This window comes from Comamonas sp. GW821-FHT11H03 (assembly GCF_058807955.1).
On the sequence record NZ_JBXARF010000001.1, the window covers coordinates 227,934 to 239,379 of the forward strand.

The following is an 11,446-nucleotide window of genomic DNA, read 5'->3' on the forward strand; positions in this document are numbered from 1 at the left end:
AGTATATTGATTCCATGCCCGACCTTCATGCGACATGGCTTTCAAACCTTCGCCGCCAGCAGCAGCGTTGGCTGGATACCTTGCCCAGCCAGTGCGCAGTCTGTGGACGCTGGCCGGGGCCACGCATCTGCCGCGACTGCCATGCACGCTGGGCTCAGCACAAGCACCGCTGCCACAGCTGTGCACTGCCGCTGCCCGCTCTGGTCAGCCTCTGCGGCAACTGCCTCAAGCAACCACCCCGACTCAAGCGCTGCAGCGCCGCGCTGGACTACGCCTACCCCTGGCAAAACCTCATCACACGCTACAAATTTCAGGCCGATCTGGGGTTGGTGCGCAGTCTGGGCAGGCTGATGGCCAGTCACCCCGAAGTCAGGGAGCAGTTGCGGGCCTGCGATGCCTTGCTGCCCATGCCGACCTCCGCACAGCGCGTGCGCGAGCGCGGCTTTGACCACAGCCTGCTGCTGGCACGCTCCCTCTCGGAGCAATACGACAGGCCTCTACCCTTGCTGAGCGGGGCTGTGCAACGCCAACATCTGGAGCTGCCCCAACATGTCTCCAGCCGGGAACAAAGACTGCGCCAGCTACGCGGCATTTTCAGCCTCGCCCCGGCTCGACAGGCTCTGGTGAAAGGACGGGAGATTTTGCTGCTCGACGACGTGATGACCACCGGTGCCACGCTGGATGCGCTGGCAGGCAGCTTGCTGTCGGCTGGCGCGGCATCGGTCAGCGCCATCGTGCTGGCACGCGCTCCTTGACCCATATTCGCCAGTCTGGAACTGCGGAGGCGGCAGCGTGGGTAAAAGCCGGGCTGCACAATAGCGCCCCATGTTTCATATCGTTCTTGTGGCGCCCGAGATCCCTCCCAACACGGGCAATGTCATCCGTCTGGCCGCCAATACGGGCTGCAGCCTGCATCTGATCGAGCCGCTGGGCTTTTCCATGGAGGACCGGCATATGCGCCGCGCCGGACTGGACTATCACGAGTACGCCAATGTGGCCCGCCACGCCAGTTGGGACGTTTTCCTCGAAACCTGTCAGCCGCAGCGCGAGCGCATGTTTGCCATGACCACGCACAGCAGCAGTCCGGCCCATGCCATGGAATTCAAGGCGGGCGACTGGCTGGTCTTTGGTTCTGAAAGCAAGGGACTGCCAGCCGAGGTGCGCGCCCAGTTCCCCAACGAGCAGCGACTGCGCCTGCCCATGCTGGCATCTCAGCGCAGCCTGAACCTATCCAATGCCGTGGCCGTGACGGTGTTTGAAGCCTGGCGCCAGCAGGGCTTCGCGGGAGCTGCCCTTGCAGAGCCCAAGACGGCTCTTTAAGTTCCCGCTTATTGTCTCTATTTTCGGAACAATAAGTTGCGCAACAAGGGGTTTTTCTCTCGATTAGATCGTCCTAAAGTACGACTCATGGACTTGCAGCCGACCGACGATATCCGCCAGGACTGCAGGCCCGATGTACCCAAAGGACGAATCATGAAATACGCCAACCGCCTCGCCATCGTTGCCACCCTGGCCATGTCCGCCGCCGCTGCACAGGCCGCAGGCTTTGAATTCACCGGTGATCACTATCCTCCCGAAGTGGCCTCTCAGTCCACCCTGACCCGTGCCCAGGTCAAGGCTCAGGTGCAGGACGCCATGGCCAGGGGTCAGTTGCAGCCCGTTGGCGATGCCTATCTGCCTCTGTCCCAGCAACAGCAATCCAGCGACCTCAGCCGTGAGCAAGTGCGCCAGGAAACCATTGCCGCAGGCAAGGCCGGTTTGCTGGACAACTATGGCGAATGAAAGCCCCTGCGCAGCACCCTGCTGAGCAAGGTGCGGCTCAATAACAAAGCCCCAAGGTCGAGCCAAGGGGCTTTTTTCATGGCTTGAAAATTACGCCGCGAATCAGGCCTCAGCACCAAAGCTGCGCGCCAGCGACTCAGCCACGCACACAGGCTTGTCGCTGCCCTCGCGCTCCACCGTCACCTGCCAGGTCATCTGGATGCCGGCCGGCTCGATGCGCTCCGCCGCCTGCAATGTCATGCGGGCCCGCAAGCGGCTGTTGACGGGCACCGGGGCCATGAAGCGCACACGGTTGAGCCCGTAGTTCACCCCCATCTTGGCGCCTTCGATCTTGAAGGTGCCTTCGAAAAACTGAGGCAGCAGGGACAGCGTGAGAAAGCCATGGGCAATCGGCGCGCCGAACGGCCCCTGTGCTGCGCGCTCGGGATCGGTATGAATCCATTGCTGATCGCCCGTGGCATCAGCAAACATTTGAATCTGGGCCTGTGTGATGGTGATCCAGTCGCTGACGGCGACTTCCTGCCCAATCGAGGCCAGCACTTCGGAGTAGGAGCGAAAGGTTTTCATGCCCCCAATGTAGAAGCCCCCTGCCCTGCGCCATGTCTGACGCGGGACAAGGGGCTTACCCTAGATGAGTCGATCAAATATGCCGCTGGCTCAATGTATTCATATGCTGGCAGCTATGCTTTTCAAAGCAGCTCAGGCTTCGCTGGAGCGCTGAACAAAAAACAGGCCTGTGCCCACGGCCATCAGCAGGCCGCCGAACACGCGGTTCTGATTGCGCATGGCGCGTGCGCTGCGCATCAGGCCACGCAAGGCGCTGGCACCTGCGGCATAGCTATGCATCACCGTGGTGTCCACGGCCAGCATGGTCACGGCCAGAATGGCCAACTGAGGGGCCAGAGGACGGCTGGTGGTCATGAACTGAGGCAGCACGGCGACCATGAAGATGATGCCCTTGGGATTGGTGGCATTGGTCAGAAAGCCCGTCAGCACGCGCTTTTTGAGACTGGCCTCGGGCACCGCCTCTTGCGCAGCCAGCGGCGAGCCGCCCGAACGCCACTGGCTGATGCCCAGATAGATCAGATAGCCAGCGCCCACGATCTTGACGGCATTGAAGGCCCACTCGGACGCCATGAGCAGCGAGCCCACGCCGGCACCTGCTATCAACAAGATGAGCAGCAGCCCGAGTTGCAGACCCATGATGGTGGCGCTGGTCTTGCGCACACCGTAGGACAGGCCATGACTCATGGACAGCACTGCCCCCGACCCCGGGGAGACCGCGATGATCCAGGAGGCCACAAAAAAAGCAAACCAGGTGTGCAGATCCATACTCACTCCAAACGCCGATCTTCAGCGCCAGTCACAAAGCGCCTATCTTAAAAGTTGCGCTGTCAACTTGCAGACGCATGGTTGACCAGGCGCTATAAGCACGAGATAACCATTCGTGCCTTTTTTTTCTGTCAAAAATCTGACGCTTGGCTGAGGGTGCCAAAATGGAATCTCTCTAGGGTTAACACCACATAACATTCCCATGGAACACGGCTCTCCCATCTGGCTGACTTACGGCTTCATCTATCTTACGGCGGCGGTTCTGGCTGTCCCCATCGCCAGAGCCCTGGGCCTGGGAGCCATCATCGGCTACCTGGGCGCCGGCATTGCCATGGGCCCCTGGGGTTTTGGCCTGGTGCGCAATGTGGACGACATCCTGCACTTTGCCGAATTTGGCGTGGTGCTGATGCTGTTCGTGATCGGACTTGAGTTACAGCCCAAGCGCCTCTGGGAGCTGCGGCGACCGATCTTTGGCTGGGGCATGGCGCAAATGGTGGTCTGCACCGGCATTCTGTTTCTGGCCGCCTGGGCCTTCGGTCTGTCCTGGCGCGTCAGCCTGATTGCGGGCATGGGCCTGGCACTGTCGTCTACCGCTGTCTGCCTGCAGATCATGGCCGAGCGCAATCTGATGCGTACTCCCAGCGGACAGGCCGCCTTCTCCATCCTGCTGTTCCAGGACGTGGCGGCCATCCCCATCCTGGCGCTGATTCCGATTCTCGGCGCTTACAAGGCCGCCCATGCAAGCCACTGTGACAGCCATGTCTGGCTGGCCATTCTCAAGACCGTGGGCACGATTGGCGCCGTCATCATCGGCGGCCGCCTGCTGCTGCAACCTCTGCTGCGCTGGATTGCGCGCAGCAAGACCCCCGAGATCTTTACCGCCACTTCCTTGTTGTTGGTCGTAGGCATTGCCATGCTGATGACACAGGTGGGCCTGTCCATGGCGCTGGGTGCCTTCCTTGCCGGCGTGCTGCTGGCCGACAGCGAATACCGCAGCGAGCTGGAAACCAATATCGAGCCGTTCAAAGGGCTGCTGCTGGGCCTGTTCTTCATGGCCGTGGGCATGAGCATTGACTTTGGTGTCATCCTCCAGTCTCCCTGGGCCATGGCCGCCATGGTGACGGGCTTTATTGCACTGAAGGCAGTGATGATCTTCGGCTTGGCCAAATTCATGCAGATTCCCTGGCGCGAACGCCCGGTGTTCACGCTGATGCTGGCACAAGGCGGGGAATTCGCCTTTGTGGTGTTTCAGACGGCGGCGCAGTACAAGGTGTTTCGCCACAGCGTCTCGTCCATGCTGGTCGCGGCCGTGGCTCTGTCGATGCTGCTGGGCCCGCTGCTGCTGGTGCTGCTGGACAAACTGCTGCTGCGCCGCTTTTCCACCATCAAGGATGAGGAATGCGGCTCCGACAAGGCCAAAGAGATCTCCGAGCCTCAGGACTCGCCCATCATCATTGCCGGCTTCGGCCGCTACGGCCAGATCGTGGCTCGCGTGTTGCTGGCCCAGGGCATACGCCCGACCATCCTGGACCATAGCGTGGAAATGCTGGAGGCCGCGCAGATCTATGGCCACCGGGTGTTTTACGGCGATGCCACTCGCATGGATCTGCTGCGCATTGCAGGCGCAGCCAAGGCTCATGTGCTGGTGATTGCCGTCGACACTCCCGAGCAGTCCCTCAAGATAGCCAGCCAGGTACGCAAGCATTTCCCCAACCTGGAGATCGTGGCCCGCACCCGGGATCTCAATCACTGGTTCCAACTGCGCGACCTGGGTGTGGAGCATGCCCAGCGTGAAGTGTTCGAGTCCAGCCTGATCTCGGCCCAGTCGGTGCTGGAGCTGTTAGGTCAGAGTCCGGCCGAGGCCAAACGCATCACGGCACGCTTCAGGGAACACAATCTGGCACTGGCCGAGCGCATGTACCCGCATTACAAGGACAAGAACCAGCTGATTGCGGTGGCCAAGCAGGGCCGCCAGCAACTGGTGGAGCAAATGGCCAAGGAACGTGCCGACCTCCTGGCTGGCAACGCAGAGACACCGGATACCGCCCCGGCCGGCGAGCAAGACCACAGTCCGGCTGATGCCCGGCAGCCGTGATACGCTGCGCGCCATCATGTTCAACCCGAGTCAAGCCGACGTACGGCGATTTTTTTGCAGTGTGCGCGCCAAGATGATCAGCGGCGCGCCCATGGAGGCCATCGAGACGCTGGCCAGCCTGTGGATAGACGAGCACCCCGAGTACTTCGACGAGCTCTCCGACGTGGATGCCGCCGTGGCGCGTAACTACGACGCGGAGACCGAGCGTACCAACCCGTTTCTGCACCTGTCCATGCATCTGTCCATCAGCGAGCAGTGCAGCGTGGACTCGCCACGCGGCATACGCCAGGCCGTGGAACTGTTGACAAGAAAGCGTGATCTGCATGACGCCCATCACGCTGCCATGGAATGCCTGGGCCAGATGCTCTGGGAAAGCCAACGCTCGGGACGCCCGCCCGATGGTGAGGCGTATGTCGCCGGAGTTCAGCGTCTGGCCACCACCGACGGCAGTTTTAAAAGTACCCCTTGATGTGCTGCGCAGCCTCCGGCGGGGAAATGACACAATCGCTGCAGGAGGGTTCCTGCCCTGTATCCTCCAAGCCCCGGGTACAGGGCCCCTGAGCTGCATCCAGTTGAGAAAAAGCAAAAAGCCCGTTTTCACGGGCTTTTTGCTTTTTCTGAAACAAGGTCTATTTCTGGCCCAGGCGGAAGTGCGGCTGCGCCACTACCTGCATCTCGCTGTCCAGGCTACCGATGTACTTGGCGAGCTGCTGCAGCTCGTCACTCTTGAACTGCTTGGCAATGCCGGCCATCACGCCATTGCTGCGCCCGATGAGCGGATTGCCATCGGTTCTATAGGACTGCAACGCGCGGAAAACATAGTCCGAATACTGCCCTGCCACCTTGGGATAGGACGGGTCAATGGGTTTTGAAAATCCTTCACCGTGACAGGAGAAGCAGGCACCTTTTTGCAGTAGCGCCGTGACAGCAGGGTTCGCCTCCTTGGCCTTGCCGTCCTTGGCCTTGCCATGACCTGCATAGAAGGCCGCCACATCGGCCATGTCCTGCTCGCTCAGCGAGTCGGCAATGCCACGCATGGTGGGGTGTTTTCGTTCGCCTTTTTTATAGGCATTCAGAGCCGAAACGATATAGGCCTCGTTCTGCCCGCCGATCATCGGCACCTTGTAAACCTCAGGGAAGCTGGCCTGATAACCGGTGATGCCATGACAGCCTATGCACATGGCGATCTTGCCTTCGCCGGCCTTTGCATCGCCCTTGACAGCCTGGGCGTTTGCCGCGCCGGTCACTGATGCGACAACTACTGCCAATACCGTGGTCCAAGTTTTTATCATTTTGCGCGCACAATCCTTCAAGAGTTCAGACGGGTGCTCAAATGCCTTGCTGCAGTGCAAACGATTATGGCAGTGAGAATTTCGCACGCTTATCAATACTTACGCTGATACCGCCCATGAAGTTTCAAGGTTCCGACAAATACGTGGCCACGCAAGATCTGATGCTGGCCGTCAACGCTGCCGCTACCCTGCAGCGCCCTCTGCTCATCAAGGGCGAGCCCGGCACGGGCAAGACCATGCTGGCCGAGGAAGTGGCTCAGGCGCTGGACATGCCACTGCTGCAGTGGCACATCAAGTCGACCACCAAGGCCCAGCAAGGCCTTTACGAGTACGACGCCGTGAGCCGTCTGCGCGACTCACAGCTGGGAGACGAGCGCGTCAAGGACATTCACAACTACATCGTCAAGGGCGTGCTCTGGCAGGCTTTCACTGCGGAACGCCCTGTGGCCCTGCTGATCGACGAGATCGACAAGGCCGACATCGAGTTCCCCAACGACTTGCTGCGCGAGATCGATCGCATGGAGTTCTATTGCTACGAGACCCATGAGATGATCCGCGCCAAGCACCGCCCGCTGGTCTTCATCACCTCGAACAACGAAAAGGAACTGCCTGACGCATTTTTGCGCCGCTGCTTTTTCCACTACATCAAGTTCCCCGATGCCGACACCATGCGCCAGATTGTGGCCGTGCACTTCCCCAAGCTGCAGGGCGAGTTGCTGAACGCGGCCATGAAGGTCTTCTACGATGTGCGCAATCTGCCCGGCCTCAAGAAAAAGCCTTCGACCAGCGAGCTGATCGACTGGCTCAAGCTGCTGGTCGCCGAGGAAATTCCTGCATCGGCCCTGCAATCCGAGGAAGGCAAGGTCAGCGTGCCCCCCCTGGTTGGCGCCTTGCTCAAGAACGAACAGGATATGAGCCTGTTTGAAAAGCTGGTCTTCATGAACCAGCGCAATCGCTGAGCCGACATCAAAAACCGAGGAGACACAGCCCATGAGCACCGCACAACAACTGCTGCTGGAAGGCGGCTCCGACGCCGTCGGCTTTGTGGGCGGCGCCCTGCTGGGCTGGGGCCTGTCCCATGTACTGGGCTTGGATCTGTTCGCCCAGGGTTATGGCGCTGGCAGCATTGCCGCCATCGCCATGGTGGGTCTGGGTGGAGGACTGGGTCTCAAGCTGGCCCGATTCTGGCGCAGCAAGCGCAAACCTCTTTGAGTGAGCAAGCCATGACTTTTGTAGAAACCGTGACTCTGCGCGACCGCGGCGTGCGGCTGGAGCCGCTGGACCTGAGCCATGAGACGGGCCTCGCCGCAGCCGCTGCCGATGGAGAGCTGTGGAAGATTCGCGTGACTTCCGTGCCCGAACCTGGCGAGGTGCGCAGCTATATCGAGACCGCGCTGCTGGGCCGTGACCAAGGCCACCGCTTTGCATTCGCCGTGCTTGACGATGCCAGCGGCAAGGTGCTGGGCACGACCAGCTATCACGACATCGTGCCCGCCATTCGCCGCGTGGAGATTGGCTACACCTGGTATGCCAAAAGCGTGCAGCGCACCCATGTGAACACCTCTGCCAAGCTGCTGCTGCTGGCCCATGCCTTCGGTACGCTGGGCTGCCATGTGGTGGGCTGGCGCACGGACAACTTCAACTTCGCCAGCCAGCGCGCCATCGAGCGGCTGGGAGCCAAGAAGGATGGCGTGATTCGCGGCCATGCGCTGCGCCGCGACGGCACGATTCGCGACACCGTGATGTACAGCATGCGCAGTGGCGAATGGCCTGAAGCCCGTGCACAACTGCTCTACCTGCTAGAGCAGCATGCACCCGCTGCATAAGCGCTGGAGGCATTTTTCATGCTGATCGATTTCTTCTATACCCTGCGTGCCGCCAAACTGCCTGTGTCGGTCAAGGAGTTTCTGGCTCTGCTGGAAGCACTGGACGCGGGCATCATCGGCCCCAAGAGCGAGGATCGCTGGAGCCTGGACGACTTCTATCACCTGGGCCGAACCATTCTGGTCAAGGACGAGAAGCACTACGACAAGTACGACCGCGCTTTTTCCGCCTATTTCAAGGGCGTGGAGATGCTGGCCGACTTGAGCAAGGAAATTCCGCAGGACTGGCTGCAAAAGCTTCTGGAGCGCGAGCTCAGCCCCGAGGACAAGGCCAAGATCGAAGCCATGGGCTGGGACGAGCTGATGGAGACGCTCAAGAAGCGTCTGGAGGAGCAAAAGGAGCGCCACGAAGGCGGCAACAAATGGATTGGTACGGGCGGCACCAGCCCCTTCGGTCATGGCGGCTACAACCCGGCGGGCATACGCATTGGTGGGCCGGGCCGCAACAAGAGCGCCGTCAAGGTCTGGGAGCAGCGAGCCTACCGTGACTATGACGACACCCAGGAGCTGGGCACGCGCAACATCAAGGTCGCTCTGCGCCGCCTGCGCAAGTTTGCGCGCCAGGGCAGCGAGCTGGAGCTGGATCTGCCGGACACCATCCGCTCCACGGCCGCCAATGCGGGTTATCTCGACATCAAGATGATTCCCGAGCGGCATAACAATGTGAAAGTGCTGCTGCTCATGGACGTGGGCGGCACCATGGACGAGCATATACAGCGCGTGGAGGAGCTGTTCTCGGCCGTGAAGAGCGAGCTCAAGCATCTGGAGTTCTATTACTTCCACAACTGTGTCTACGACTTCATGTGGAAGAACAACCGCCGCCGCTTTGCCGAAAAATTTCCGACCTGGGACATCATTCGCAAGTACAACAAGGACTACAAGCTGATCTTTGTCGGCGACGCGACCATGAGCCCCTATGAAATCCTGCAACCCGGCGGCTCGGTCGAGTACATGAACGAGGAGCCCGGTGCCGAGTGGCTGCAGCGCCTGACGAATGCCTTCCCGCACTTTGCCTGGATCAATCCGGAGCCACAGGGCGTATGGCAGTACCGCCAGAGCATCAGCATCATTCAGCAGTTGATGGGAGACCGCATGTACCCTTTGTCGCTCAAAGGCTTGGAAGACGCCATGCGCATGCTGTCAAAATAGGGGCATGCCCCAGACCTTGCCCTTGAAAAAGCCGGCCTTGAGGCCGGCTTTGCTTTTGGGAGCCGCCTTGCTCCTCAGCGGCTGCAGCCTGCTTTCCCCCAAAGATAAAGAAGCCGAAGCCATGGGCATCGATACCAGCGGCCCGCCGGCCTTCACGCTGGAAGTCGATGCCCCAAAACAAGTCCGTGCGCTGCTGGAGCAGCATCTTGAGCTAAAGCGTTTTCGCCACCAACCCGATCTGCAGCGCCGCGAGCTGACGCGCCTGCTGGGCGCGACCGATGCCAACGTGCGCGAGCTGATAGGCACCCTGGGCTATTTCAGCCCCACGGTGACTGTCGAGCTGACCGATACCCCCGAGGAGGAAGCGCCGCGCAAAGTGGTGGTCAAGGTCGATCCGGGCCCGCCCACCATCATTGAGAAATCCGAGGTGCGTTTTGCCGGCATCAATGCCAGCGACGAGCTGGGAACCTCGCAGCGCCTGCATATCGAGGAAACCTGGCCGCTGCAGGCCGGCGAACAGTTCTCGCAATCGGCCTGGAGCAGCGCCAAGAGCGGTGGTCTCAAGGAGCTGCAAAAGCGCCGCTACCCGCTGGCACGCATCGATAGCAGTCTGGCCGATGTAGATGCAGACACCAACCAGGCCCAAGTCAGCGTGAGCTATGCCCCCGGCCCTGCCTATACGTTCGGTCCGCTGCAGATCGATGGTGCCGAGCGTTACGACCCGGTGCGCACGGCCCGTATCGCGCGCCTGCCGGAAGGTCAGGAATATGACTTGCAAAGCATGCTCGATGCGCAGCAGCGCCTGGTCAGCAGCGGCTATTACGACTCGGTATTTCTCTCCCTGGCCGATTCGCCGCAACAGGCCGCGACCGAAGCAGAGCGCGACGAGCAGCGCAAGAATCAGGGGGCAGCCATCACCTCGCCCGTGATTGCCAAGGTGCGCGAAGCCAAGCTGCAGAAATGGGTGTTCGGTGTGGGCCTGAGCACGGACACCGGACCGCGCCTGTCCATCGATCACACTTACAACAAGGTACCCGGTCTGAACTGGCGTGCCGTCAGCAAGCTACAGCTGGACAGGAAGAACCCGCTGATCTCCACGCAGCTGGTTGGCCTTCCCGGAGAGGATCTCTGGCGCTGGTTTGCCAGCGGCAAGCTCGAGCGTGCACCTGCAGGCGACTTCTACACCAACAGTGCGCAGATGCGCTTTGGCCGCTCCAAGGCCGAAGACCGCATAGAGCGCAATATGTACCTGCAGTACGACTACGCCAAGACCCAGGGAGCAGGCGCGCCGCCCGGTGCCTCCTCGCTGCTGGCCAACTATGGCTGGACGGCCCGCTATTTCGACAACAATCTGCTGCCTACCTCGGGCTTCGGCCTGGCCCTGGAGGCTGGTGCCGGCACCACGCTGACGCCGCAGCGCTCGCCGTTCGGGCGCCTCACTGGGCGCTGGCTCAGCCTGATACCGCTGGGCGAGCGTGACGAGGAAACCAGGCGCCACAGCCGCCTGCAGCTCAAGGCGGGAATCGGCGCCGTCATGGCCAAGAAAGATGTGGATCTGCCCACCACCATCATGTTTCTGACGGGTGGCGACAACACGGTGCGCGGCTACGGCTATCAATCGATTGGCGCTCGCACCGACAACGGCCGTGTGATTGCGGGCCGCTATCTGGCCATGGGCAGCGTGGAGTGGCAACGGCCTATCACCATCAAGGGCAATACGCAGGACTTCGAGCACGCCGTCTTCATCGATGCCGGCACCGTGGGCGATGACATCAACCGTCTCTACACCCGCGTCGGTTTTGGCACCGGCATTCGCTGGAAAAGCCCGGTCGGCCCAATTCAAGCAGATCTCGCCTGGGGCGCACAGGAGCAGCAGTTGCGCCTGCACCTGCGTCTGGGCTTCACGTTTTAAG

At 60.9% G+C, this 11,446-nt stretch carries 13 protein-coding genes; 10 read left to right on the top strand and 3 right to left on the bottom strand.

Annotated elements, in window-relative coordinates:
• Positions 1-14: 14 nt before the first annotated feature.
• The 3 genes from AC1RTQ_RS01095 (at position 15) to AC1RTQ_RS01105 (ending at position 1,782) form a co-directional block, all read left to right on the top strand.
• Entirely contained in the window at positions 15-755 is a 741-nt protein-coding gene (locus tag AC1RTQ_RS01095) for a phosphoribosyltransferase family protein (RefSeq protein WP_492873735.1), read from the top strand.
• Positions 756-825: 70 nt separating this feature from the next.
• Positions 826-1,320, top strand: a complete 495-nt coding sequence (gene trmL / locus AC1RTQ_RS01100) for a tRNA (uridine(34)/cytosine(34)/5-carboxymethylaminomethyluridine(34)-2'-O)-methyltransferase TrmL (RefSeq protein WP_492873737.1) — start codon at positions 826-828, stop codon at positions 1,318-1,320.
• An 87-nt stretch (positions 1,321-1,407) separates the two neighbouring features.
• The gene (locus tag AC1RTQ_RS01105; protein WP_492873739.1) at positions 1,408-1,782 is read left to right on the top strand and encodes a DUF4148 domain-containing protein; all 375 of its coding nucleotides are present in this window, start codon (positions 1,408-1,410) and stop codon (positions 1,780-1,782) included.
• Between the two features lie 102 nt (positions 1,783-1,884).
• Here AC1RTQ_RS01105 and AC1RTQ_RS01110 read toward each other — a convergent pair whose 3' ends face one another.
• The gene (locus AC1RTQ_RS01110; RefSeq protein ID WP_409814871.1) at positions 1,885-2,349 is read right to left on the bottom strand and encodes a MaoC family dehydratase; all 465 of its coding nucleotides are present in this window, start codon (positions 2,347-2,349) and stop codon (positions 1,885-1,887) included.
• 132 nt (positions 2,350-2,481) lie between these two features.
• Positions 2,482-3,114, bottom strand: coding sequence for a LysE family transporter (locus AC1RTQ_RS01115; RefSeq protein ID WP_034366236.1), 633 nt, complete (start codon positions 3,112-3,114; stop codon positions 2,482-2,484).
• Positions 3,115-3,316: 202 nt separating this feature from the next.
• Between AC1RTQ_RS01115 and kefC the strand changes: the two genes are divergently transcribed.
• Both kefC and AC1RTQ_RS01125 read left to right on the top strand, forming a co-directional pair.
• Positions 3,317-5,209 carry a glutathione-regulated potassium-efflux system protein KefC gene (gene kefC / locus AC1RTQ_RS01120; protein WP_492873741.1) on the top strand — a complete coding sequence of 631 codons (1,893 nt, stop codon included), beginning with the start codon at positions 3,317-3,319 and terminating at the stop codon, positions 5,207-5,209.
• Positions 5,210-5,225: 16 nt separating this feature from the next.
• A complete protein-coding gene (locus AC1RTQ_RS01125; RefSeq protein ID WP_302093200.1) occupies positions 5,226-5,678 on the top strand; it encodes a DUF1841 family protein in 453 nt (150 codons plus the stop codon).
• A 160-nt stretch (positions 5,679-5,838) separates the two neighbouring features.
• Here the strand turns inward: AC1RTQ_RS01125 and AC1RTQ_RS01130 are convergent, their stop codons facing one another.
• Positions 5,839-6,501, bottom strand: a complete 663-nt coding sequence (locus AC1RTQ_RS01130) for a c-type cytochrome (RefSeq protein ID WP_034366246.1) — start codon at positions 6,499-6,501, stop codon at positions 5,839-5,841.
• Positions 6,502-6,617: 116 nt separating this feature from the next.
• Here AC1RTQ_RS01130 and AC1RTQ_RS01135 point away from each other — a divergent pair, with 116 nt between their 5' ends.
• The 5 genes from AC1RTQ_RS01135 to AC1RTQ_RS01155 are packed head-to-tail and all read left to right on the top strand — an operon-like array spanning position 6,618 to position 11,445.
• On the top strand, positions 6,618-7,460 hold the full coding sequence (locus AC1RTQ_RS01135; RefSeq protein WP_034366252.1) for an AAA family ATPase: 843 nt from the start codon (positions 6,618-6,620) through the stop codon (positions 7,458-7,460).
• A 31-nt stretch (positions 7,461-7,491) separates the two neighbouring features.
• Positions 7,492-7,713 carry a hypothetical protein gene (locus tag AC1RTQ_RS01140; protein ID WP_492873743.1) on the top strand — a complete coding sequence of 74 codons (222 nt, stop codon included), beginning with the start codon at positions 7,492-7,494 and terminating at the stop codon, positions 7,711-7,713.
• An 11-nt stretch (positions 7,714-7,724) separates the two neighbouring features.
• Positions 7,725-8,327, top strand: coding sequence for a GNAT family N-acetyltransferase (locus tag AC1RTQ_RS01145; protein WP_302089197.1), 603 nt, complete (start codon positions 7,725-7,727; stop codon positions 8,325-8,327).
• 18 nt (positions 8,328-8,345) lie between these two features.
• Entirely contained in the window at positions 8,346-9,533 is a 1,188-nt protein-coding gene (locus AC1RTQ_RS01150; RefSeq protein ID WP_053281880.1) for a vWA domain-containing protein, read from the top strand.
• Positions 9,534-9,537: 4 nt separating this feature from the next.
• Complete coding sequence (locus AC1RTQ_RS01155) at positions 9,538-11,445, top strand: autotransporter assembly complex protein TamA (protein WP_492873746.1); 1,908 nt, start codon at positions 9,538-9,540, stop codon at positions 11,443-11,445.
• Position 11,446: the final 1 nt, after the last annotated feature.